At 61.4% G+C, this 23,574-nt stretch carries 19 protein-coding genes; 16 read left to right on the top strand and 3 right to left on the bottom strand.

From position 1 onward, the window contains the following. The first annotated feature begins 15 nt into the window (after window positions 1-15). The 6 genes from GYH35_RS01035 to GYH35_RS01010 all read left to right on the top strand — a co-directional run bounded on the left by GYH35_RS01035 (window position 16) and on the right by GYH35_RS01010 (window position 6,493). A complete protein-coding gene (locus tag GYH35_RS01035) occupies window positions 16-1,323 on the top strand; it encodes an MFS transporter (protein WP_161827445.1) in 1,308 nt (435 codons plus the stop codon). Beyond that, a complete protein-coding gene (locus GYH35_RS01030) occupies window positions 1,320-2,474 on the top strand; it encodes a glycoside hydrolase family 88/105 protein (protein ID WP_161827444.1) in 1,155 nt (384 codons plus the stop codon). The genes GYH35_RS01035 and GYH35_RS01030 overlap by 4 nt, the downstream gene beginning before the upstream one ends. A 19-nt stretch (window positions 2,475-2,493) precedes the next feature. Beyond that, entirely contained in the window at window positions 2,494-3,330 is an 837-nt protein-coding gene (gene kduI / locus GYH35_RS01025) for a 5-dehydro-4-deoxy-D-glucuronate isomerase (protein WP_161827443.1), read from the top strand. Next, window positions 3,327-4,082 carry a 2-dehydro-3-deoxy-D-gluconate 5-dehydrogenase KduD gene (kduD, locus tag GYH35_RS01020; RefSeq protein ID WP_161814011.1) on the top strand — a complete coding sequence of 252 codons (756 nt, stop codon included), beginning with the start codon at window positions 3,327-3,329 and terminating at the stop codon, window positions 4,080-4,082. The genes kduI and kduD overlap by 4 nt, the downstream gene beginning before the upstream one ends. A 283-nt stretch (window positions 4,083-4,365) precedes the next feature. Then, window positions 4,366-5,784, top strand: coding sequence for a carboxylesterase/lipase family protein (locus GYH35_RS01015; protein ID WP_202624009.1), 1,419 nt, complete (start codon window positions 4,366-4,368; stop codon window positions 5,782-5,784). A 58-nt stretch (window positions 5,785-5,842) separates the two neighbouring features. Continuing rightward, window positions 5,843-6,493: a TetR/AcrR family transcriptional regulator gene (locus tag GYH35_RS01010; RefSeq protein ID WP_161814013.1), complete on the top strand. Its 651-nt coding sequence runs from the start codon at window positions 5,843-5,845 to the stop codon at window positions 6,491-6,493. Here GYH35_RS01010 and GYH35_RS01005 read toward each other — a convergent pair. Further along, window positions 6,459-7,334: a TetR/AcrR family transcriptional regulator gene (locus GYH35_RS01005; protein ID WP_161814014.1), complete on the bottom strand. Its 876-nt coding sequence runs from the start codon at window positions 7,332-7,334 to the stop codon at window positions 6,459-6,461. The two genes, GYH35_RS01010 and GYH35_RS01005, sit on opposite strands and share 35 nt — an antisense overlap. 180 nt (window positions 7,335-7,514) lie before the next feature. Between GYH35_RS01005 and GYH35_RS01000 the strand changes: the two genes are divergently transcribed. The 9 genes from GYH35_RS01000 to GYH35_RS00960 all read left to right on the top strand — a co-directional run bounded on the left by GYH35_RS01000 (window position 7,515) and on the right by GYH35_RS00960 (window position 17,730). Continuing rightward, window positions 7,515-7,811, top strand: coding sequence for a high-potential iron-sulfur protein (locus GYH35_RS01000; RefSeq protein WP_161827442.1), 297 nt, complete (start codon window positions 7,515-7,517; stop codon window positions 7,809-7,811). Window positions 7,812-7,842: 31 nt separating this feature from the next. Next, window positions 7,843-8,316, top strand: a complete 474-nt coding sequence (locus GYH35_RS00995; RefSeq protein WP_161827441.1) for a c-type cytochrome — start codon at window positions 7,843-7,845, stop codon at window positions 8,314-8,316. 235 nt (window positions 8,317-8,551) lie between these two features. Then, window positions 8,552-10,228, top strand: coding sequence for a DUF1592 domain-containing protein (locus tag GYH35_RS00990; RefSeq protein ID WP_161827440.1), 1,677 nt, complete (start codon window positions 8,552-8,554; stop codon window positions 10,226-10,228). Between the two features lie 4 nt (window positions 10,229-10,232). Beyond that, complete coding sequence (locus tag GYH35_RS00985; RefSeq protein WP_161827439.1) at window positions 10,233-11,588, top strand: DUF1552 domain-containing protein; 1,356 nt, start codon at window positions 10,233-10,235, stop codon at window positions 11,586-11,588. A gap of 10 nt (window positions 11,589-11,598) precedes the next feature. Continuing rightward, a complete protein-coding gene (locus GYH35_RS00980; protein WP_161814019.1) occupies window positions 11,599-12,861 on the top strand; it encodes a hypothetical protein in 1,263 nt (420 codons plus the stop codon). Beyond that, window positions 12,858-13,121 (top strand): VOC family protein, encoded by a 264-nt coding sequence (locus GYH35_RS00975; RefSeq protein ID WP_161827438.1) that lies wholly within the window; start codon window positions 12,858-12,860, stop codon window positions 13,119-13,121. Before GYH35_RS00980 ends, GYH35_RS00975 begins: the two co-directional genes overlap by 4 nt. Continuing rightward, entirely contained in the window at window positions 13,109-13,357 is a 249-nt protein-coding gene (locus GYH35_RS00970; RefSeq protein ID WP_161827437.1) for a VOC family protein, read from the top strand. Before GYH35_RS00975 ends, GYH35_RS00970 begins: the two co-directional genes overlap by 13 nt. A gap of 345 nt (window positions 13,358-13,702) precedes the next feature. Continuing rightward, window positions 13,703-16,378: a TonB-dependent receptor gene (locus GYH35_RS00965; RefSeq protein ID WP_161827436.1), complete on the top strand. Its 2,676-nt coding sequence runs from the start codon at window positions 13,703-13,705 to the stop codon at window positions 16,376-16,378. A 314-nt stretch (window positions 16,379-16,692) separates the two neighbouring features. Further along, the gene (locus tag GYH35_RS00960; RefSeq protein ID WP_161827435.1) at window positions 16,693-17,730 is read left to right on the top strand and encodes an endonuclease; all 1,038 of its coding nucleotides are present in this window, start codon (window positions 16,693-16,695) and stop codon (window positions 17,728-17,730) included. Window positions 17,731-17,763: 33 nt separating this feature from the next. Here the strand turns inward: GYH35_RS00960 and GYH35_RS00955 are convergent, their stop codons facing one another. Beyond that, window positions 17,764-20,241: a S8 family serine peptidase gene (locus GYH35_RS00955; RefSeq protein WP_161827434.1), complete on the bottom strand. Its 2,478-nt coding sequence runs from the start codon at window positions 20,239-20,241 to the stop codon at window positions 17,764-17,766. Here GYH35_RS00955 and GYH35_RS00950 point away from each other — a divergent pair. After that, on the top strand, window positions 20,216-20,617 hold the full coding sequence (locus GYH35_RS00950) for a hypothetical protein (protein ID WP_161827433.1): 402 nt from the start codon (window positions 20,216-20,218) through the stop codon (window positions 20,615-20,617). The two genes, GYH35_RS00955 and GYH35_RS00950, sit on opposite strands and share 26 nt — an antisense overlap. Before the next feature lie 837 nt (window positions 20,618-21,454). On the opposite strand, the gene sctV is transcribed toward GYH35_RS00950, so the two are convergent. Beyond that, window positions 21,455-23,566, bottom strand: coding sequence for a type III secretion system export apparatus subunit SctV (sctV, locus tag GYH35_RS00945; RefSeq protein WP_161827432.1), 2,112 nt, complete (start codon window positions 23,564-23,566; stop codon window positions 21,455-21,457). Window positions 23,567-23,574: the final 8 nt, after the last annotated feature.

Raw genomic sequence — 23,574 nt, 5'->3', positions numbered from 1 at the left:
TTAGAGGTTCACTGGATGTCCGCCTCTCATCAAGAGACGATCGCCACCGCCGCTGAGCGCGCGAGCAGGTATCGCTGGCTGATCTGCGGTCTGTTGTTTGCGGCCACGGCGATCAACTACATCGACCGCCAGATGATCGGCGTGCTCAAGCCGGTGCTGCAGGCGGATCTTGGCTGGAGCGAGACGGAGTACGGCGACATCGTGTTCTGGTTCCAGGCAGCGTATGCCATCGGCTTTCTTGCGATGGGGCGATTCATGGATCGAGTCGGCGCACGCGTCGGCTATGCCGTTGCCTTCACGTTCTGGAATCTGGCGCACATAGCGCATGGCTTCGTGAGCGGCATCGTGCAGTTCGCGGCCGCGCGCTTTGCGCTCGGCATCGGCGAGGCGGGCAATTTTCCCGCGGGACTGAAGGTGGTCGCAGAATGGTTCCCGCAACGGGAGCGTGCATTCGCGGTTGGCCTGTTCAACGCCGGAGCCAACGTCGGCGCGATCGTAACGCCACTGCTGGTTCCCGCCATAGCGCTGACCTATGGCTGGCGTGCAGCGTTCATTGCAACCGGCGTCGCCAGTCTCGTTTGGGTGATTGCGTGGCTTTGTATCTATCGGCGGCCGGAGGAGCATCCCAAGGTGTCGCCGGACGAACTGGCGCTGATCCGCAGCGATCCGGTGCAGCCGGCGGGCCAGCTGCCCTGGCGTCGTCTGTTTGCTGTCCGCCAGACCTGGGCGTACGCGATACCGAAGTTCTGCACCGATCCCATCTGGTGGATGTTTCTATTCTGGCTGCCGGACTTTCTGGGCAAGCGCTATGGATTGGACTTGAAGAGCTTCGGTCCGCCGCTGGTGGTCATTTATGTGATGTCCGACGTCGGCAGCATCGTCGGCGGTTGGGCTTCATCGCGGCTGATGCGCTCGGGATGGTCGGCAAATGCGGCGCGCAAGGTGACGATGCTGGGCTGCGCGCTTGCGGTCGTTCCCATCTTCATCGTTCAGTCGGTCGATCAGTTGTGGCTCGCCGTCGTGCTCATCGGCCTGGCGACCGCAGGTCATCAAGCGTTCTCTGCAAACCTGCTGACTCTGCCGTCGGACTTGTTTCCGCGCAGTGCGGTCGGCTCGGTGGTCGGAATCGGCGGCATGGCCGGGGCGATCGGTGGCATGCTTATCGCGAAGTTCGTCGGCTATGTGCTGGACACGACGGGCAGCTACACAGCGATATTTACTTTGGCCGCGCTGGCCTATTGGGTGGCGCTTCTGGCGTTTCACTGGGTCAGTCCGCGGCTGGAACCGGCACGGTTGGATAGGATGGAGGCGCACAGTCAATGAGGGTTCGCTTTTTTCTCGGGGCCTTGCTTCTGGTCACGCACGCCAGCTTCGGCGCCAACACCGCAAGCAAAGGAAAATCTCCGCCTGCTCCGATCGAGGCGGCCGTGCGTCTCGCGGATTGGCAACTTGCACGAATGCACGATGGCGCGCCGGTCTCGCGTAAAACGCACGAAACATCGAATCCAAGAGCGTGGGAGCAGGCGGCCTTCTGGGTGGGCATGACTGCGCTCGCCGACGCAGGCGCGCCGCCGCGAATTCGCGAGGCCATTCTGGCGATGGGCCGCGCCAATCAATGGCTGCCCGGCGCCAAACCCTATTTTGCCGATGACCACGCCATCACGCAGTCCTATCTATGGGCCGCGACCCATGGCGCCGGCGCGGAGGCACGCGAGCCGACTCGGAAGTTGTTCGATAAGGTGATCGATGAGCCCGCCGTCACAACCCTCGCGTTTTTTGTTCCGCCGGAAGGTTACGGCGCCGCTGAGTGCCTGAAGCGTTGGTGCTGGTGCGACGCCTTGTTCATGGCGCCCCCGGCGTTCGTCGAGATGACTCGCCAGACCCAGGACGAGCGTTATCGCGCTTTCGCGACGAAGGAGTTCTGGGCCACGACGGATTTTTTGTTCGATCCGGCCGAGCATCTTTATTACCGCGACAGCCGCTTCTTCGAGCGGCGTGACGCCAAGAGACGCAAGATGTTCTGGAGCCGCGGCAATGGCTGGGTCTTCGGCGGCATGGCGCGGATCATTCCCGGCCTCGCCGCGGACAGCCCCGATCGCAAGCGAATGGAGTCGCTGTTCGTGGAAATGGCCGCTCGCCTGAAACAACTGCAGAAGCCCGACGGCTACTGGCCGCCGTCGTTGCTCGCTCCAGAAGAATCGCCGCCTGAAACCAGTGGCACGGCTTTCTTTACCTACGGTCTGGCCTGGGGAATCCGAACGGGACTGCTGCCACGCGAAGAATATGCACCGGTCGTGAAGCGCGGATGGGATGCGCTGCTTCGCGCGATCCAACCCGATGGGCGTCTTGGCTGGGTACAGCAAGTGAGTGACCGGCCCGAATCCGTCGAGCCGGGCGACACGCAGTACTACGGTGTGGGCGCCTTCCTGCTCGCCGCCACTGAAATTGCAGCGTTGAACGAAGCCGGTCGCTGATGTTGTCGAGAGAACCTTAGTGTACGAAAAGACCTATTACGCGACTCATCCGAGCATGATGAGTCGCGCGACGAACGATGAGTTGCGCGATCGATACCTGGTCTCGAAGCTGTTCAGAGCGGGGCAGGTGGTGTTGACCTACTCGCATGGTGAGCGCTTCGTGATCGGCGGCGCCGTGCCGGGGGCGACGCCGCTGACATTGCCTCGTCAGGCCGAGCCGGCAAGCGCCAAGGATCATTCACTGCTCGAGCGCCGTGAGTTGGGTATCGTAAATATCGGCGCGGTCGAAGGCACAGTCGTTGTCGACGGTGAGGCGTTTCGGCTGGCCCGATACGATGCCTTGTACGTTCCGATGGGAACCCGCGATGTCACGTTCTCGGGCGAGGGTGCGCGTTTCTATCTACTCAGTGTTCCCGCGCATCGTGTGTATCCGCTACGCAAGGTCACGCTTGCGGACCGGGAGCCGATGTACCGCGGCAGTCGTGAAGCCTCCAATGAGCGAACCATCCATCAACTCATCCTGCCGCATACCTGCCTGAGTGCCTCCCTGTGTTTGGGACTCACGCGACTCGAGCCGGGCAGTGTCTGGAACACCATGCCGCCCCACATCCATGAGCGCCGCTCGGAGATCTATTTGTACTTCGATCTGAACGACGATCACCGGGTGTTTCATTTCATGGGGCAGGCCGACTCGCTACGGCACATCATCATGCGCAATGAAGAGGCGGTCATTTCGCCGCCGTGGTCGGTGCACATGGGCGCAGGCACGAGCAATTACAGCTTCGTGTGGGCGATGGCCGGCGAGAACCTCGACTACAACGACATGGATGTGCTCGACCTGTGCCAACTCCGATGACGAATCCGTTCGACCTGTCCGGTCGAGTCGCGATGGTGACCGGCGCCAATACGGGCATCGGCCAGAGCGTGGCGCTGGCGCTCGCTGCGGCGGGCGCCGATATCGTCGCCGTGGGTCGTACACCGGCGCACGAAACGGTAGCGGGCGCACAGGCCTTGGGTCGCCGCGCGATGATCATCTCGGCGGATCTCTCGAGCACGAAGCCTGTGCGCCGAGTTGTCGAGGAAACATTGCAGGAGTTCGGCCATCTCGACATCCTGGTCAACAACGCCGGGATCATCCGGCGCGCAGCGGCGCTCGAGTTCACCGAAGAAGATTGGGACAGCGTCATCGACACGAACTTGAAGACGGCGTTCTTTCTATCTCAAGCCGCTGGCCGGCACATGCTGAAGCAAGCATCGGGGTCGATCATCAACATTGCCTCGATGCTCACTTTTCAGGGCGGTGTCCGCGTAGCCAGTTACACCGCGTCGAAAAGCGGCTTGGGCGGTCTCACCAAGCTGCTCGCCAACGAGTGGGCCGGCCAGGGTGTGAATGTCAATGCGATCGCGCCGGGTTACATCACCACCAACAATACCGCCGCCTTACGAGCCGACCCGGTTCGCAACCAAGCCATTCTCGATCGTATTCCGGCAGGGCGCTGGGGTGCACCGGCGGACATCGGCGGCGCAGCCGTTTTTCTGGCCTCCGATGCAGCTCGATATGTGCATGGTCACATTCTCGCCGTGGACGGCGGTTGGCTGGCGCGATGAGGGGGAGCGGCCGCGTGCTGTGCGTGGTGGCGAGTAGCCTCTTGCAGTACTGACGAGCGGAATGCTCGTGGTTCACGGCGATGGTCGAGCGCCGCCACGCTCAGGTCCGATCCCGCACGCTACGGTCGATTCAGCGTTAGCGTAAAAATATGGACATGGCCTTGGTCCATGGTGCAGAAGGAATGCCGCGATCATCCTGAGTGGCGCCTTGCTATTGACGATCACACCATTGCGGACGCACCCTTCACACTACACGGAACAAGTATCCATCGGGGGAAGTGTCATGCGATATCGATTGTTTCTTTTGGCTTCGGCGATGTTGGCCGCCGCGGCGTCTGCGCAATCCGTTGGGGACACCCCCAGGCCTGCGAGAGCGACGATCGACTCGGGAATTCTGGTTGGCGAAACGCGCGGTGGCGTAAACGTTTTCCGGGGTATTCCGTATGCGAAGCCACCGCTCGGCGAATTGCGCTGGCGGGCGCCCCAGAAACCGGACAAGTGGTCGGGCGAGCGCGCGGCGCTGGCCAACGAGCCGCCCTGTCCACAGCCCGTCAATAGCGATGGAACCGTCAACGGCGGGGGTGTTGCTGGCGTGCAGTCCGAGGACTGTCTGTATCTCAGCGTCTACGCGCCGGCGAATGTATCGAAGGCACCCGTGGTCTTGTGGTTCTATGGCGGCGGAGCCTTCCTCGGTGCAGGCCATCTAGGCTCATATAACGGTACGGCGAACGCGCGAGAGGGCGTTGTCACGGTCGCGATCAACTATCGACTCGGTGCACTCGCGAATTTCACGCATCCTGCGCTGACCAGAACGGCAGGTCCCAAAGATCCGCTGGGCAACTTCGCACTTACCGACGCGGTTGCCGCGCTTGAATGGATCAAGCGCAATGTCGCGGCTTTCGGCGGAGATCCGAACAATGTGACTATTGCCGGGCAGTCCGCGGGCGGTGTCATGGTGATGAACTTGCTTTCGATTCCCGATGCCAAGGGTCTTTATCACAAGGCTATCGTGCAGTCGGGCGCGCTTCTCACTCGGGGGCAGACGCTGGCAGAGGCGGAGGAGCGTGGCGTCGCGGCGGCGGCCTCGCTCGGATTGCCTCCAGACGTTACGGCCGCTCAGCTACGCAGCGTATCCGCGCAGACCTTCGTCGCCGGTGAGAAAACCCGTCGAGGCGTCACATCGCCGATCGACGGCCGCTTCCGAACGATTGCGACCGTCGATGCGCTGAACGCGGGTACCGAGATCGACGTGCCGGTGATGGTTGGCTCGAACAGCGGCGAACCCGGATTCGACAATGCGCGCACCGTCGCCAAGCTTGCGGGGGATAGTGGCGCCGGCGCCTGGCTGTATCGCTTCGATTACGTGCCCGGTTTCCGTAAGGACGAGTGGAAGAGTGGGGCGATCCATTCGGCCGAACTCATGTTTACATTCGATTCGATCGAGACCTCGGGTTGGGCTGTCAGCGCTGCGGGCAAAGCCGACGCTGCGGATCGCGAGGTCGCGAAGCGGGTGCACTCCTGCTGGATCGCATTCTACAAGATGAGCGCGCAGGCAAAATCGCTCACGTGCGGTGCGGGTGTGAACTGGCCTGCATTCACCGAGGCAGGCGATGATGTGATGCAGTTCAGAGCCACGCCGCAGCTGGTGAAATCGAAGACGATCCCTGACGGGTCGCCGCGACCATCGCCTCCGAGGACGTGAGGCTCCGGCTGCGATGAGCAGTTGAAGTGCGCAGACTCGCGGGATATAAGAGCTGCGCATGAAATCGCGATCGCCAACGAAGACCGAGAAGAAGACCGAAGCCGGCAAAGGGAAGCGGCTTGCACCGGAGGTTCGTCGGGCGCAGATGCTCGATGCCGCCGCAAGGATGATCGTGGAACAAGGTTATCTGCCACTGCCGGTCGAGGAGCTCGCCCGGCAGGTCGGCGCCAGTAAGGGACTCGTCTACGCATACTTTCCAACCCAGTACGATCTATTCAATACGCTGCTCGAGCGAGAGATCGACAGCCTTCTGCTCGGTGGGTTGGAGACAGCCTCTCAAGTAAAGGATCTCGAGCAGGCCGCGGTTCTGTGCGCGATGCTGTATTTCGAGCACGTGGCGCGCAGCGGACCGTTGTTGAACATTCTGATGACCGATCTGTACATGGCAGGACATTTGAGTCCCAAGGTGCGCCACTCTTGTGAAGCGATCGCGGTGCGCCTGACTCACCTTGCCGCTCGCGAGCTGCCGTGTAGCGAGGAAGAGATCCATGCAGCTATTGAAATGATGACGGCCATTCCCGACGAGGCGGGCCGGCTGGTGTTTCATCGCGAGCTCGATCAGACGACTGCGCGTCAGATCTGCCACGGACTCATCGAAAGTTGTCTGAAGGCGCTCAGAGCGCCCGAGAAGGTGTCCGTTCCCGACTGACGAGATCGCGCGATCCCTGCAGCATCATGCTCAGGCAGAGTCGCTCCGCCGATTCGACGGGAATGCGACCGTCCGCAACGATCTTGCCGGCACGCAGACATAGCGTCGTCAGCACCACGGTCGTGCCAAGCGCCAACGGTTTGGGAATCCCATACAGCGATACGAGCTCCTCCGCATGCGCATGAAGGCTATCGTCCTGTTCCTTTCGCCGCTCGGATCGCAGCAATGCTCGCACTTCCGGATTGCTGATCAGCGTTTGTAAGAGCGCCCCCCGGCGACCGATATGGCGTAGATACGTCCGAGTCATTCGAGTGATGCGCTCGTAGTGATCGCTCGAGCGTTGCACGTCGGCTTGCCTTGCGTCGCGGATGCGTCGGAACTCTCGCCTCGCAAGCTCCACAAACAGTTGCTCCCGGCTCCCGAAGTAGTTGTACGCGAGCGTCTCGCTGATTCCGGCCAAGGCGGCAATACGCTTCATCGTTGCCGCATGTACGCCTCCCTCCATGACGAGTCGTTCAGCGATATCAATGATTTGTTCGCGTCGAGCCTGCGGATCCAAGCGGGTGCGGGTGCGGCGGGATGCGGCCCGTTCGCCAGGGATGATGATGTGGGTTGCCTTGATATCGGGCGCGACGGGCAGGGGCGGTTTGGGCACTGCCTTGCGTGTGGCCGTCTTTGACCAATAGCCACGCGGAGGACAGGGCACGAGCAATCTATTGCAGATTTTTGTCAAGGCGTTGGCGCTCAGTCCGAACTCCTCGGCGACGGAGCTGATGGGCTTCAACCAGACGCGCCGGTACAACTCTTTGCGAGTCAGAGTGATGGGAGATTTGCGGCTCATCTGCGGGCAGTTCGGCGGAAACGAAGAATAAAACCGACGCTAGCCACCTGTCGCGCTCCTGTCAAATGAAGGGCTGCTTGTTGAGCCCGGGCGCTGCGAGGCCCGGCCCCGGCTATAGTTGACTATCGCACCACTAACGATTCAAAGTGGGTATCGGGATTCGGGTAGTGGAGATGACTCATGGCTAGCTGCGGGCGTCGCAAGTTCATCACCGTGGGACTGCGTGCTTCGGTATGGGTCCTGGCAGGCAGTTCCGTGCGTGCGGCCTGCGTGGATCCAGACGAATTGAGCAGCAGCGTGCAAAGCATGCGCGAGTCTCTCGAATACACCGAGATGGCGGCCGAGGCCAACGAAAGTTGCAGGCATTGCTCGTTCTTCAAGCTGGGCAACCCGGAGCAGGCTTGTGCGCCTTGCGAAGTGCTCGCAAGCGCTGTGAGCGCAGCGGGCCACTGTATGTCGTGGACCAAACGCAGCTGATCCGGATTTTGCGCGGGAGCTTTCACTTCGTATGACTTCAAAAGAAACATGCTGCCGACTGCTGATGATCGCTGCGTGCGCGGTTGCAGGCAGCGTTGCCGCTGATGAAGAACTCGATCCGCAGCCGGTGATCGAGGGCCGCCAATCTGCGCTGCGAGACATCGGGGCCGCTTTCAAGGGGATCACGGATGAGCTCAAGAAGCCCACGCCGTCTCTACCGATGATCCGGCAATATGCTCGCCAGATTGACGAGCTGACGAAGTATCAACAGGGATGGTTTCCCGCCGGCACGGGGCCGGAGTCAGACATTCAAACGGCGGCCCGGCCCGAGATCTGGCAACAGCCGGCCGAGTTCAAGACGGCGCAGAAGATCTTCGGCGAGCAGGCTTTCAAGCTTGCGCAAGTCGCTGACAGCAACGATCCCGGTGCGATCAAGGCGCAGTGGCAGGCGCTCGGCAAGACCTGCAAAGGTTGTCACGAGAAGTTTCGCGAGAAGGACGATTGAGCAAGATCGCCGGTCCGCGGCGTTCCTTCTGGCGAGACTGGACTATGTTCGCCTGGTGAATTTTGCGTTGCATTCAGCGAAACACGAGCACGGGCGAGCGTCTGTGATCAAAGTGACAACGTAAAGAATGTTTTTGATGCCACCAACGTAATTGACGATCACTCCAATAATGTACTACGGTCGACTCATGCGATGCCGCGCCTAACCGGTAGCGTCGTTGTCAGGGGGACGAACGTTGAGTACCAAAACTTACTCGGTCGGCGTGCTGCTGACTGCCACCGTTCTGGCTTTTGCGAGCCACGCCGCGACACCCGCGCAACGCCCAGAGCAGGCCGCGGCGATGAAGGTCGGCCTGCGCCGAATTACCGAGACACAATACCGGCACACCATCGCGGACGTCTTCGGTCCCGGGATCAAGGTTGAGGCGCGCTTCGAGCCCGAACGTCGTGAGGACGGCTTGCTGGCCTTGGGCAGCGCGATGCTGTCGCTCACATCGTCCGGGTTTGAGCAGTACTTCGCGCTCGGCCGGTCGATTTCCGAGGAAGTGTTGAGCGAATCTCGGCGCGAGGCCGCCGTCACTTGCAGACCAAGCGATCCAGCGGGTGCTGACGATGACTGTGCTCGTCACTTCGTCACTCACTATGGAGAGTTGTTGCTACGTCGTCCGCTTACGGCCGCGGAGATTCAGAGCCGATTGGAGATCTCGGCTCGTGGCGCGAAGCAGGCAGGAGATTTCTATGCCGGCCTGGAGCTTGCGCTGACGAGCCTGCTGATTGCGCCTGACTTTCTCTTCAGAGTCGAATCCGCCGAGCCCGATCCGGCTCATCCTGAGCAGTACCGCCTCGATGCATTCTCGAAGGCCACGCGATTGTCGTTTCTGCTGTGGGATTCGACGCCCGATCTCCAGTTGCTCGCCGCAGCTCGCAGCGGCGCGCTTCACTCTCAGCAGGAACTGGATAAGCAGGTCGATCGCATGATCGCTTCGCCAAAGTTCCAAGACGGCGCGCGGGCGTTCTTTGCCGACATGTTTCAGTTGGACGGCTTTGGCAATCTGGTCAAAGACCCGGCGATTTATCCGAAGTTCGATCAGTCCGTGGCGGAGTCTGCACGGGAACAGATGCTGCTGCGTTCGATGGATCTGCTGGTTCGCCAGCAAGGCGACTATCGAGACTTGTTTACGTCTCGGCAAAGCTATCTCAATCGTTCGCTCGCGGCGGTCTATCAAGTTCCATACGCGTCCAAGTCGCCGTGGATGGCCTATGAATTTCCCAACGATTCGGAGCGCTCCGGCATCCTGACCGATATCGGTTTCCTTTCCCTGCACGCCCATCCAGGCACCTCATCGCCCACCCGGCGCGGGATAAAGGTGCTCGAGATCTTCATGTGCCAGGCGACGCCGCAGCCTCCCGCCAACGTCGATTTTTCGGCCGTACAGGACAGCACCAAAGGGACGGTGCGCGGTCGCCTGCTCGATCACATGGAGAACGAGGGCTGTTCGGGCTGCCACCGTCGCACTGATCCGCTCGGTCTTGCACTGGAGCATTTCGATGGGCTCGGACAACTGCGCACGATGGAGAATGGCACGCCGATCGATGTCAGCGCCGAGTTGAAGGATGTGAGGATCGAAGGCGCGCGGGGCGTTGCAGAGTATCTGCGTAACGAGCCGAAAGTTCCCGCGTGTCTCGTGCGCAACGTGTATTCGTACGGTGTGGGCTCGAAGACGTACGGCCGAGACAAGGCCTATCTGACGGCCCAGACTCAGGCGTTCATCGCCAGCGGCTATCGCTTCCCGACCCTCGTGCGGCAGATTGCCTCGAGCGCCGAGTTCTTCAAGATCGTTGCGCCGAAATCGAAGTCCAATGCGCCGATTGCCGCGGCAACGGTAACCCAGCTGCAATCCACGGCGGAGTAGTTCGATGAAACTGCGTTGCGATCGTCGCTCGGTCCTGAAAGGCATGCTCGGCGGCTCGGCGGTTTACGTCGGGCTACCGATGCTCGATGTGTTTCTCAACACCAACGGCACTGCGTTTGCGAATGGCGCCCCGTTACCTGTGAGGTTTGGCACCTACTTCTGGGGTTTGGGCCTGACCGACACGCCGGCGGGCGGCACCAGGTGGGTCCCGACAAAGGTCGGCCCGGGATACGATCTCATGCCGGAGCTCGAGGCGCTCGCGGCGGTGAAGGAAAAAGTGTCTGTGTTTTCAGGATTCCGCGCGATTGGCGATGGGCGCGCCAATCTCGTTCATTGGACGGGTCATGCATCCATCCTGTCGGGCGTCGCACCGGCCACGGCCACCAGGTTCGACGCCGCCTCATTCGACACCAAGGTCGCCGATGCGATCGGTACCTCGACTCGTTTCAAGTCCATCGATATCGATGCATCGGTGTCGCGCCAGCCGGTGAGTTACTCCACCCGCACGGGCGCGACCTTCGCCTCCCCGGACTCGACCCCGCTCGCACTGTACACGCGTCTGTTCGGGCCGGACTTCCAAGACCCGAACAGCGACGATTGGAAGCCGAATCCCGCGATCATGCTGCGGCAAAGTGTCCTCTCTGCGGTGACCGAGCAGCGGCGCGAGTTGATGAAAGGGCTCGGCAGGGACGATCAGCTGAAGATGGACCAGTACTTCTCGTCCGTGCGTGACATGGAGAATCAGCTCGCCGTTCAGCTGCAGAAGCCGGAGAAGCGCGAGGCTTGCGTGTTACCGCAGGCGCCGAAGGATCCTGCACGGATCTCATCGGTCGACGTTGTGAACTCCAATACGAAAGTGATGGCGAAGCTGCTCGCCATGGGCTTGGCCTGCAATCAGTCGCGGGTCTTTACCTTCGTGCATACCTCGGGGGCCTCGGAAACGTATCTGCCAGGCCAAAGCAAGATCTATCACCAGATCACGCACGATGAGCCGACCGACGCGCGCCTGGGATATCAGCCAGAGACCAGCAAGCTTGCAAATGAGGTCATGAAGGGCCTGGGCACATTTCTCGCGGAGCTCGACGCAATCAAGGAGGGCGAGGGGACCCTGCTCGACAACGCGATCGTCCTTGCTTTCAGCGACACCGGCTACGCGAAAATTCACGCCATTGAGAACATTCCGATGTTTCTTGCGGGCCGGGCCGGCGGCCGACACAAGGCTGGGCAGCACATTGCCGGCAAAGGTGCGCCGGTCACTCGAGTATCGCTCACAGCCATGCAACTCGCCGGCGCACCGGTTGGCGAGTTCGGCGTGGGCTCGATGAAGACATCCAACCCGATCGGCGAAGTCATTGCGTGAGGCGGGGAACATGAACTCGATAGGTCGAGCGGGGATTGCCTTGGCTGCGTTCGCGGCGCCCTGTGTCGCGATGGCGGCGTGGACCAAAGCGTACGTGGTCGAGTGGAACGAACCGGCCATTTATTACGGCGCGAAGGCCGGCGTGATCGATCCTGGCACGGATTGCCCGCAGGGTACGAATCCCGAGATCGACTGGGTAAAGGTGCTGATGGAGGCAGGCTATACGCGCGAGGAAGCGGAATGGCTGCGCAATCCCGCGAATCCCACTCGCAGCCCCGTGCATGGGCAGAATCAGATGGCGTTTCGCGGCAAGGCTCGCGCGAATGTTTACGTGAATCCAACGTCGACACCGGATCCTGGACTGGTGGGTGTGAGCGGCACCCTCGCCGAGGGTCTCGATCTGGATGGCAACGCGAAGACCGGCTTCACGAGCCCCGACGGTGAGAAGGGCATCGACAACAACTTCTATAAGACTGTCGGCTGTTGGAAGACTTACCGTGGTCCACGACGATTATCCAGCGGTGCGCTGCAGTTCAACGATTCCATGCGAAATGGTGCATGGACGACGCTGATCGTCGTTGCGGGTCAAGGCGACGATCCGATGAACGACAAGGACGTGAACGTCGGCTTTTATCTCAGTGATGACAAGATGGTGAAGGATGGCAATGGCAACATCGCGCCCGACTACACCTTCAGCATCAAACCGCACGCGAGATATGAAGCGATCTTTCCGGCACGGATCAAGAACGGCGTAATCACCTCGACCAAAGCAGTGTCTGGGGTGCTGCGAGAACCGGCCTATTGGCGCGATCTCGAACTGGAGCGTGCGCAGATCAAGCTTACGATGAAAGCGGATGGTTCCTTGAGCGGCTATGTCGGTGGCTACCGACCCTGGGAGCACGTGTACAAGGGATGGGTAAACGCCCGTGGACCGGTTATCGAGGCTCTGACATGGGTGCAACTGCCGGGCGTCTACTACGCGCTGCGCCGTAACGCCGACTACAGCCCGAGTGGCGCGAAAGGTGAGAAGACTCACATCTCGTATGCGCTACGCGTCGATGCGCTGCCGGCCTTCGTCATGAGCCCGGATGCCAGTCAGCAGGTGGCAGCCGTGGCGTCATATAAATCGCTCGCACCGGCCGAGACCGGGCGCGTCTCAGGCCTGTTCCCGCAGGTCGTCGACGGCATCTTCATCGACCCAAAGGCGAAACAACAGGCAGGGCCGAACGCCGTGATCACGCCGCCGGAGAACATCGCGAAGGCGAAAGAATGAACATAAGGGTCGTGACGATGATTCCGAGCATTCGACGGCAGCTATGCGTCGCCGCGCTTGCGCTCGTCTCGATACCGGCGCTTGCCGGGCCCGATGTTCCATCACCGCCCGAGGACGTGAAGCCGATTCGCGTGTCAGGACTAGGGATTCGCGTCAGCGATCTCGAGCGTTCCAAGCAGTTCTACACCGAAGTGTTGGGGTTGAAGGTCGCTGCCCGAGTTCCGGCGCAAGGCGAGGCGCACGAGTATTGCTCGGCCTGACCGGCAACATCCGCGAGGACACTCTCATCATCATTCGCAGAGGAGAGGTGCAACCCGGCGCCACCGAGTTCGGATCCATCACCATTGTTGTGCCGAATGGACGCAAGATGGCGGAGCGGGTGCTGGCTGCCGGCTACCAGGCTGCGCGCCCCCTCGGCGACGGAACAAATTTCGTCCGCGATCCCGACGGCTACCTGATCGAGTTGTATCAGCGGCCAACAGCTCGGGTGCAGTAGCCACAATCGTGCGATTGCGATGGACGCATCGCGCAGCGATTGCTTGCCCGCGACGTTCCCTGAGCCGTGGTCCGGCGCAAGTTTCGCGGAGCGAAAACGCCCATCATCCATCATAAAATCATTTTTTCAGTAGTGGTGTGAACGTCAATAAAGATGTTTAATACGGCAAGGTCGCTCGCACCGAGAACGAGTCGGAGTTCCGAGAAAACAAACTGTAGATACAAATAGCAGTGAGACCGCCGGGAAGCTTCGCCGTCCGGCGGGCTCTCATGGCTAATGGTGTGGAAGTCGACCGGAGCGCGCAGCGAAGTCCTCGCTCGCATGTCGTCAGTCCATGGGGGAGATATGAAATCAAGAATTGCGATTGGCACGCTCATCAGTGCGACGAGCTGCGTATTCGCGCTATCCGCACAGGCTCAGGAAGCAAGGGCGCTCGAGGAGATCATCGTCACCGCGCAAAAGCGCGCGGAGAGCATTCAGGATGTTCCGATCGCGGTGTCGGCGTTTTCCGCCGAGGCGCTTCAGGAGCAACGCCTGGACGGCGCCTACAATCTACAGAATGCCGTTCCCAATCTGGTGTTCTCCGGCGGCACCGGCTCCACGCCCAACTTCAATATCCGCGGTGTCGGCTCGGCAAACGGAACGGGCTCGACCGGCGATTCCGGCGTGCTGCCCCATCACAACAATGTGCCGCTGACAGTCAGTCGCATCGGCGTCGCCGACTTCTATGACGTGGAGCGCATCGAGGTCCTGCGCGGTCCGCAAGGCACCTTGTATGGTCGAAACGCCACCGGAGGCGTGCTGAACGTCATTACCGCGAGGCCGGATCTGACGCAATTCAACGCGTCGACCTCACTCGAGTACGCGGACTACGACACCCGCAAGGCGAAAGGGCACGTCAATATCCCGGTGGGAAGCAAGCTTGGTCTACGGCTGGCGGGTAACTACCTGCAGCGCGAGGGTTACACAGAGAACACGGCCACCGGCAACGACATCGATTCGCGCGATTTGTGGTCCGCCCGCGCGACGATGGCGTTCCAGCCGACGGACAGCATTCGGGCATATGTGCTCTATGAGCGTTTCGAGGAAGACGATTCGCGCAACGGTGGGGCGAGGACCTTGTGTATCAAGGACCCAGGACCGACCGCAGTCGGCTCCACGCCCGTCAATAGTGCCGTTGCACGCAACTACCTGAGCCGTGGCTGCCTGCAAGGCTCGATCTATCAGCCCTCGGCCTATGGCACGGTCAACAGCGTCGCCACCTTCGGCGGAATGTTTTCAAACGTACTTGGCGTGACGACGGGCGATACCTTTGCCGGTCAGATGGGGGATCCCAACTTGCGACGCTCGTCTGCGTATCGCGATCCGAGCTACGACGCGACGAATGAGCTGATCGAGCTCGAAACCCAGTGGGACATCATCGATGGCCTGACGCTGTCGCTACTCGCCTCCTATACGAGCGATCAGGCGCTCGCGGCAGGTGGCAGTCAGCAGTCGCAGATCGGATTCAACAACACCGCCGTGACGCCCGGCGGTGTGTTCAACGATCCGCAGGGTGGGCCGGGCACGGGCGTGCGCACGCTGACTTACTCGACCAACGATGACATTCAGCGCACGGGCGAGCTGCGCCTGCAATCGAGCTTCGATGGCGCGATCAACTTCAACGCCGGAGTGTTCGCTTTGAACCTCGATCGCTCGACTACGACCTTTACCTCGACCAATGCCACGAACGCCTTCCACCGCGCTTCGCGCAATACAAGCTTCTACGACGCGACACCGGGTATCCCGGTGAGCGGGCTAGGTCACAATTACTTCTTTGTGTACACGCCGTACGAGCTCGAGTCTCAGGCTGTGTTTGGCGAGCTGTACTGGAACTGGACCGATGCACTGAAGTTCACGGTTGGCGCCCGCTACACCGAAGATGAAAAGAGCCGCATCTATTACCCGGTCAATCTGCTGGCGGCTGCGGGGGAGGGCGGAGTGGTGGGTGCACCGGGATGGAACGAGGCCCGAGTGCTGCCAGAGAAGATCGAGTCCAATGCGACGACCGGGCGCGTGACGCTGGATTGGGCTGTGACCGCCGATACGCTCGTCTATCTGACGCTGAGCCGCGGCTACAAGGCTGGTGGATTCAACACGCCGACCACGCAGGGATCGGCTGCGCCCTACGATGCAGAGACCGTCGATGCGGTGGAAATCGGTGCGAAGAATTCGTTGTTCGATGGCCGGGTGACTCTGAATGTCACCGGCTTCATATATGACTATCGGGACTACCAGTTCAGCAAGCTCGATGGCTTCGCGAGCCTGGTCGATAATCTCGATGCGGAGGTTCGAGGCGTAGAGGTCGAAGCCGTGTGGTCGCCCATCGAGCCGCTGCGCTTCAACGCGCAGCTCGGGTATCTCGACAGCGAGATCACCGCAGGCACATCGGTGGATCCCTTCGATCGTACTCAGGGCGATCCATCGTTGCACTATGCGAAGTCGCTGGAAGGCGGCTGCGTGGTCAGCGCGTCAGCGTTGCAGCGGGTGATTGCTGCAATCAATGCGGGAGCGTTGCCAGCCGCAGCGCTTGCTCCGTTGCCCGGTGCGGGGCTTTGCGGATCGGCCGCGTTGAATACTGCCTTTGGCTTGAACCGTAGCGCAGGCGTGCCGGTGGATCTTGCTGGCAATCAGCTGCCGGGAGCGCCGGAGTGGACGGCGTCATTAGGCGCGCAATACACGCTAAGACTTGGCGGGGATTGGGAGGTGACGCTGCGTGCCGACTACTACCGCCAGGCTGAGTCCTACTCGTCGCATTTCAATACTACGGATTACGAGTTGGAAAGCTGGGACAACTACAACGCGAGCCTCCTGTTCCGCAATCTCGCTTGGGATGTGGATGTGCAGGTGTATGGAAAGAATCTTGCGGACGATGACGTCATCGTGGGGCTGGAGGTGCAATCCGAGCAACTCGGGCTAACTCGCGGTGTGCAACTGCTCGAGCCTCGCTTGTTCGGCGTGTCCATTACCAAGCGTTGGTAACTGCTTAGCCTGCGCTGATTGGCGTTTTTCCAAGTGTCCGCTGCACTGCTGTAGCGGACACGCGCCAATGCGGCCAGAACAAGGTTACAGCTTAGGGTGCCCGCCAACTCGTGGCACTGACAGCGCTAGCGGCGACACCGTCGACCCCACTGTCGGGTTGTCTGCCGCTGGCGCTGAATTTTTCGCGACTGAGAACCACATTGACGTCGAGGTTTATCGCCGACCTTGACGTGTCGCGACGCAGCAATTGTGGCATGATCCGAGCACCTGGGATGCGCGCAGCCTTCTGTGGGCATCTCACGAACTCCTAGAAGATGGTGCGTCGGAAGCAGCCGCGCGACCTCGATCACGGCTACTTGGTACGCATCCACTTGCACGCATTTCTTGCTTTCCCACTCTTACTATCCGCCGTATTTGGTCAGCTATCGTCGCCCGCAACGTTCGATGAGGCGAAAGTCGCGCTACGCGGGTCCGTCTACCATGACCAGAGCCGGAACAGCGGGGTAGGCAGCGCGTACTGCGGATGTGATTGGGAGTGGGTGGGCCGCTCGGGCGGGCGCATCGATACGAGAAGCTGCGGTCTTCAGGTTCGCGCCGATGCAGAGCGAGCCATGCGTCTTGAGTGGGAGCATGTCGTGCCCGCGCATTCATTCGGCCAGCAGCGAAAATGCTGGCAAGAGGGTGGGCGCAAGCGTTGCGTGGCGGATGACCCTGTGTTCCGCATGATGGAGGCGGACATGCACAACCTCGTGCCGTCCGCGGGCGAGCTCAACGCCGATCGCTCAAACTTCCGCTTCGGGCTCCTTCCAGCGACGCCCAAGCGGCATGGCGCATGTGATTTCAAGGTCGACTTCAAGGCTCGCATCGTCGAGCCGCGCGATGACGTGAAGGGGATGTTCGCCCGGATCTACTTCTACATGCACGATCGGTATGACCTCCGCATGAGCGATCAGCAGCAACGCCTGTTGATGGCTTGGGACAAGAAGTACCCGGCAACCGCGTGGGAGCTCGAGCGCGATCGCCGGATTGCCAGGATCGTCGGCCACTCCAATCCGTTTGTGGTTGGTACGCGGCAGTGGACGCGTGGCCACCGAAACACCGCGGATGGAATCGTGACACCGATCCCGGCGGGACATCGGTCGCTGCGTCCATCTTCCTCGGCCCAAGGAGCGCCGAAGGCCACCCATTCGACACCTGTAGGCGCCGTCCTCGGAAACCGCGGCTCCAAGGTCTACCATCTACCGCAAGGCTGCCCGGGCTATGAGAGCGTCTCGGCAAAGAACCGAGTGCACTTCGAAAATGAGGCGAAGGCGCGGGCGGCCGGCTTCCGCAAGGCTGGCAACTGCCGATAACCTCCTCGAGGCTCAAGGGATGTCGCCGGTAGATCATCTCAATCGACGCAGGCCTTTCTTTTCCAGCAGCGGCGGCAGCGTCTCATTCGTCGCTGCCGAGCCCGGGCTGCTGCGGAATCCCGTCAGCATGTTCAGCCCGGTGAGGTCGGAGCTCACCTCGAGCGGCGTGACTTCGCCGAACAGCGGATACTCGGTGCAAGCTTCGGCTTCATCGCAGATGAACTGGTCATTATTCATGTCCGTACCCGCCGCGAGCTCGTACAGGCCCGGCGCCACGTCGGCGAACGAGTAGTTCACTGAGCTGCCATTCGCATCCACTTCCACCTGCTCGACGGTATCGCCGGTGGCCGAATCGATCAGCAGTACATAGTGATAACCCGCGCTCGGCACGCTGGGCGTAGTGACGACTTGCATCAGCACTGAAGTGCGTACCGGATTGCCGACGTTGCCGCGGAATTCCACCCAGCCATTGTATGTACCGGCGGCGAGACCAGCGCGATTGATGGTGATGCGATAGGTGCCCAGGCCGGCGGCGTCGGTCTGCACTGGCGCAACCGATATCCAGGCTGCGGAAGTCGCTCTCGTCGTCGTGCTGACGCTGCCGGTGCCGGCATTGCCGATCGTCACTTCGTTCACCGTGCCGATATCGCCGAAGTTCACCGTGGTCGGTGTCACGATCAACTGTGGCGGGGCCGGGGGCGGTGTCGCACTTGCCGCCGCACGCACTGCCTTGGCTGCATTGATGAGACCGATACCGAGTGAATCGCGACCGGGCGCCCCGATGTCATCGGTCAACGATCCGGCCGCGAGCAACGTGTCGAAGTTCTCCGGGGTGAGTGACGCATTGACGCTCTTCATCAGCGCCGCCACGCCGGCGACGTGCGGAGTTGCCATCGACGTACCTTGCAACAGCTGATAACTCGAGTAGTAGGTGGCGCCATCGCGAATCGAGTACGTGCTGAAGATGCCGTCGTAGGCGCCGTCGCCGTTGCGATCGACGCTCATGTCGCCGCCCGGCGCGGCCACATCGACGGCGGTGCCGAAGTTGGAGTAGGGCGCACGTGTGCGACCGACGCCGACGGAAGAAACACTGACCACACCAGTGCAACCTGCGGGCGTGTAGTCGCCATCGGCGTTGTCATTGCCCGCGGCGGCAATGACGATGACGCCGGCGGCGCGTGCTCGCGTGATCGCATCCTGCCAGGCGCCTCCACACAGGCCTCGTCCGCCGAGGCTCATGTTGATGATGTCGGCACGTTGTGCCGGCAGCGTGCCGGAACGATTCGCCAGGCGAGCGCTGAACAGGATGCTTTGAATGATGTCTTCGGTGGAGCCGGAGCCGGTTGCACCCAAGGCGCGCAACGGCATGATGCGAGCGTTCCAAGCGACACCGGTGCCGCCTTGTCCATCGTTACCTGAGGCGGCAATCGTTCCGGCCACATGCGTGCCGTGGAATGTATAACTACCGCCGTTCGGTGTGCCGGGATCGCGCGCGTCCGTGTCGTCGTCGTCACCGTCGCCCGCGCCCACTCCGCGTACGAAGTCGAAGCCCTCGACGAGTCGAGAGACAAGATCGAAATGCGGACGCACGCCCGTGTCGATCACCGCTACGATCACGCTGGGTTGGCCGGTGGTCACGTTCCATGCCGACGGCAGACTGATCTGTTCGTAGTGCCAGCGTTGACGGCTGTATTCCGGATCGTTGGGAACGGCCTGGGTGTGCACGATCCAGTTCGGCTCGGCCCAGGCGATGTCCGGATCCTTGGACAATAGTTCGACCATCTGCAAGGTCTGCCACTTCAGGCGCGCCTCGTCGCTTTCGAACTGAGTCTCGAGCTCCTGCTCCTGCAGCTGAGGCTTCGACGAAGCTGCCGCTTGCAAGCTCTGCGTCGACAGCGTCATCAACGCATGCGCGTCCGGCACGTCGTACGAGCGCTTCAATCCATAGGCGTTCGCGACTCGCGATTGTTTCTGTTGCGCGCCTCGTGCACCGTTCGTGGCGGCCTTGGTTCTTACCAGAATTTCGCCCGGCACGAACTCGCGACTCAACACCAGCGGATTCACGAGCGCAGTGGAACCGCTCTGACCGATGGCAAGGTTATAGTTCGATGCGCCGGTGAGCGCGGAAACCAGCACGAAATACGTGCCGGAGGCGGGCACCGTCAATTGGTGCACCTTGCGATTGCCGACCGAGGAATCCACCAGCGTCTGAGTGCTGGAATACAGGTCGAGATTGAGATCGCCCGCGGCCGGGTCGGCGACGACCAGTTCGATCACCTGGCCTCTCAGCAAGCTCACACGGTAGTAATCGCGTGCGTCGCCGGGTGTCAGGGAAGGGCCGTCCTGGCCGGCGCCGGGGCGATTGGCGTAACCGCCAACGACCACTGGATTCGGCAGTGTTTGTGCTTGAGCGAATGTATCGTTTGCGCGGCGCGTGCTGTTGCCGCTGTCGTTCGTGTCGCTGTCGACCTGAGTAGTCGTCGGAATGGAGATCGATCCGGACAACGTCACCGAAGCCGGCGGCACGGTCATCGCGACCGTGGCGGTCGCCGATCCCGATGTGTTCCCGGCGCCTGTGCAGGAGAGCACAAAAGTCGTCGGTGCGTTGATCGGTCCGACTTGTTCGGTCCCGGCCGTGGTTCGTGTACCGGTCCAGCCATTCGAAGCTGTGCAAGCCGTTGCGTTGGTCGTCGACCACGTGAGCGTTGCCGTGCCTCCTTGTACTACCGATGTCGGCTGCGCGGACAACGTGACCGTTGGATTCGGCGTTGGATTGCCACCGCCTCCGCCGCCGCCGCCACCACCGCAACCCGCTGCCAGCAGAGCGCACGCGACTGCGAACGATCGCGATCTCGTTATGAGCATGTCTATCCTCGTGAACGACTAAACTGCGCGCTCTCGTGCCATTCGCTATTTTGGAAATGTCACATCGATCACGCGCTGCGCATTGTGCTTGCGCGCATCTAAATTACAAGCACGCCTTCGAGCGTGTTCGGCTCGGTTGTCTCGCGCCTCGTTGCGCGCCTCGACGGATGTGATATTCAGCGTCCGATCATGCTTCGATCTCACTGATCGTGAGATGATGGCGTGAATATAGCGATCATTGAGATTTGTTTTCTCGGTCTGCCCGGACGATGACGGACCTGTCTCCTGTCCGCGGTGAATCTCATTCCGGTGTTTTGCGCGAAAATGAAGGTGGCGAGTCACGGATCGAACAGGCATTGCACTTCGACGATCAGCCGTGTGCGCGCGTCTCGCTCACACCTGCGCTGCTCGTCTCATTGGCGCTCTCCGGCTGCGATCACGATCGGCGTCATCGCCCGGCCCCGAACCCCCGATATCGACCGGCAATGCCGTCACCGTCACCCCTTCGACGGCGGGGACGGTTGCGGCCGTGGTGGGCGGGGGAGCGCAATCGCGAACGGCACGCTCGAGTTGAGTTACCAATACGTCAATGACGCCAAGGCCACCAAGACGGGCACGGTGGCGATCCCCTTCGCGGCGACCACCGCGAACAACGTGATCGCGACCGCGGCATGCGAAATGGTGTAAACGACTGTTGCAAGGGGGTTGAATTCTTCGAGTTGAAGCCTGATCTCGCTCAAGCGGCGAGCCGCGGTGCCGGTCGAATCGGCAGTTCCTCTTCCTGTCTGCACGCAAAACTATTCTCGATGGATCGCGCCCGCGTTCATCTCACATTTGCCCCCACCAGCGATCACGCGGATTAGCTCACCGATTCGACCGGATCGATGCGCACGGTGGCCTCCAGTTCCTGATAGGAAAGAACGGCGATCCGGCCGAGCTCCGGCTCGATCAGCTTGCGCAGGTGCGGACGAATTTCCAGCGAAGTCAGCAGCACGGTCGGGGCGCGCCCGATTTCGTGAGGCTCGCGGGCCGCGAAGCTGTTTCGCAGCTTGTTGACGATTTCTCGGCGAGTTTGCGGGTCGAGCATCAGCACGGAGCCGGCGGAGGTTTGTCGAAGCGACTGGCGTAGCCGGTCTTCCAGCGTTGGATGGAGCACCACCGCGGTCAATGTGCCATCCGGCTTGGTGAACCGATACGAGATATAGCGAGCCAGGCTGGTGCGCACATACTCGGTAACCAACGTCGTATCTTTCTCACGCGGCGCCCACTCCACCAGCGCGTGGGCGATCTCACGCAGGTTGCGGATCGAGATCTCTTCGCGCACCAAGCGCTTCAGCACGTCGGACAGGCGGGGGACCGGGATGTTTCGTTGCAGCTCGCGTTCCAGGTCGGGATATTCATCCGCAAGACGTTTGAGCAGCAGCTGAGTCTCTTGAATTCCGATGAATTCGTCGGCGTGCTGACGCAGGACATGCAAGACGTGGCGAGCCAACACTTGTTCGAGCGTCAGGTACGGCCGCTGTGCTACGTCGAGTTGCGACTTGCGCTCGACGGACACCCACGCGGCGGGGCGTCCGCCCCAGAATCGATTGTCGCCGTCGGAGCGCGGGCTCCCAGTGGTCAATAGCAACTCTGGCCCATCGACGGCCAGTAAATGATCGACGCGCAGCTCGCCATGGGCGATGGGGATCTCGTGGATGCAAATCCGATAGGCGCCCTCGGCCAGATCCGGCACACGGCGCATGACGATGCCGGGGAAGGGCACACCCAGATCTGTTTCCACCGCGCGACGAATCTGTCGAAGCTCGCTCTCCAGCGCTTCGGGTCGCAGGTGCCGGTCGATCGTGGCAAAGACATCGACGGACAGCGGCACGGCCAGCAGACGATCCGACGAGTCGATCCAGGGCCGCACGAGGTCGCTGCCTTCCCGACGCATCACCGGCATGGGGCGGTCGCCGGCCTGTTTGTAACGTCGTCGATGCGGCAGCAGTGCGAATCCAGTCGCGCCGATCAGGATGGCAAGAACGAGAAACGGCACCTTCGGAAAGCCGGGCACCAGCACGAGTGCGAGAATCACCGCGCTGCCAATCAAGAGCGCGCGAGGATGCGCCTGCAATTGCCCCGCGATCTCATCGCCGAGGCCGGTGTTGTTTGCTTTGCTGGGATCGGAGACCCGAGTGATCAGAATGCCTGCGGCAATGGACACGAGCAGCGAAGGGATCTGCGAAACCAGCGCGTCACCCACCGTGAGCGTCGCGTAGGTCTGCAGAGCGTGATCGAGATCCATGCCTTTGCGCAGCGTGCCAATGGCGAGACCTGCAACGATGTTGACAGCGGCAATGATGAGCGCGGCGATGGCGTCGCCCTTGACGAACTTCATGGCGCCGTCCATCGCGCCGTACAAATGGCTCTCGCGTTCCAGCCGGCTCCGGCGCAGGCGTGCTTCATCCTTGTCGATCAGACCTGCGCGCAGATCCGCGTCGATGCTCATCTGCTTGCCCGGCATGGCGTCCAGAGTGAAGCGGGCGCCGACCTCCGCGACGCGCTCGGCGCCTTTCGCGATCACGACGAACTGGACGATCGCGATGATGAGGAACACGACGACGCCGACGATGATGTCGCCCCCGACGACCAGGTTGCCGAACGTGAAGATGATGTCGCCGGCGTGCGCATGCATGAGGATCTGACGGGTGGAGGCGATGTTGAGCGCCAGTCGGAACAGCGTCGTGAACAGCAGCAGGGAGGGAAACGTCGACAGGCCCAGCGGCGAGCCGACGTAGAGCGACACCAGCAACAGCAATAGCGACATGCTCAGGTTCACGGCGATGAGCAGGTCGAGCATGAATGGCGATAGCGGCAGGATCATCATGCCGATCGCCGCGACGATGATCGCCGTCAGCAACACGTTGCTTTGAAGCAGCGCCGTGCGCCAGTCGATCGAATTGCGAATGTCTTTTGCTATTGCCGACATGGCGGCCG

This window comes from Steroidobacter agaridevorans (genome assembly GCF_009932555.1).
Classification (GTDB): domain Bacteria; phylum Pseudomonadota; class Gammaproteobacteria; order Steroidobacterales; family Steroidobacteraceae; genus Steroidobacter; species Steroidobacter agaridevorans.
The sequence above is the reverse complement of the archived record's forward strand: the minus strand, read 5'-3'. Positions and strand labels throughout refer to the sequence as shown.

What these genes read in the sequence shown, in the direction of transcription:
- GYH35_RS00980 (WP_161814019.1), top strand. Translation starts at nt 11,599, where the DNA reads ATGAACTCGATAGGTCGAGCGGGGATTGCCTTGGCTGCGTTCGCGGCG.
- GYH35_RS01035 (WP_161827445.1), top strand. Translation starts at nt 16, where the DNA reads ATGTCCGCCTCTCATCAAGAGACGATCGCCACCGCCGCTGAGCGCGCG.
- GYH35_RS00960 (WP_161827435.1), top strand. Translation starts at nt 16,693, where the DNA reads ATGGTGCGTCGGAAGCAGCCGCGCGACCTCGATCACGGCTACTTGGTA.
- GYH35_RS01030 (WP_161827444.1), top strand. Translation starts at nt 1,320, where the DNA reads ATGAGGGTTCGCTTTTTTCTCGGGGCCTTGCTTCTGGTCACGCACGCC.
- GYH35_RS00950 (WP_161827433.1), top strand. Translation starts at nt 20,216, where the DNA reads ATGGAGATCGATCCGGACAACGTCACCGAAGCCGGCGGCACGGTCATC.
- GYH35_RS01015 (WP_202624009.1), top strand. Translation starts at nt 4,366, where the DNA reads ATGCGATATCGATTGTTTCTTTTGGCTTCGGCGATGTTGGCCGCCGCG.
- GYH35_RS01010 (WP_161814013.1), top strand. Translation starts at nt 5,843, where the DNA reads ATGAAATCGCGATCGCCAACGAAGACCGAGAAGAAGACCGAAGCCGGC.
- GYH35_RS00975 (WP_161827438.1), top strand. Translation starts at nt 12,858, where the DNA reads ATGAACATAAGGGTCGTGACGATGATTCCGAGCATTCGACGGCAGCTA.
- GYH35_RS00965 (WP_161827436.1), top strand. Translation starts at nt 13,703, where the DNA reads ATGAAATCAAGAATTGCGATTGGCACGCTCATCAGTGCGACGAGCTGC.
- GYH35_RS00995 (WP_161827441.1), top strand. Translation starts at nt 7,843, where the DNA reads ATGACTTCAAAAGAAACATGCTGCCGACTGCTGATGATCGCTGCGTGC.
- sctV (WP_161827432.1), bottom strand. Translation starts at nt 23,566, where the DNA reads ATGTCGGCAATAGCAAAAGACATTCGCAATTCGATCGACTGGCGCACG.
- GYH35_RS01000 (WP_161827442.1), top strand. Translation starts at nt 7,515, where the DNA reads ATGGCTAGCTGCGGGCGTCGCAAGTTCATCACCGTGGGACTGCGTGCT.
- GYH35_RS01005 (WP_161814014.1), bottom strand. Translation starts at nt 7,334, where the DNA reads ATGAGCCGCAAATCTCCCATCACTCTGACTCGCAAAGAGTTGTACCGG.
- kduD (WP_161814011.1), top strand. Translation starts at nt 3,327, where the DNA reads ATGACGAATCCGTTCGACCTGTCCGGTCGAGTCGCGATGGTGACCGGC.
- GYH35_RS00985 (WP_161827439.1), top strand. Translation starts at nt 10,233, where the DNA reads ATGAAACTGCGTTGCGATCGTCGCTCGGTCCTGAAAGGCATGCTCGGC.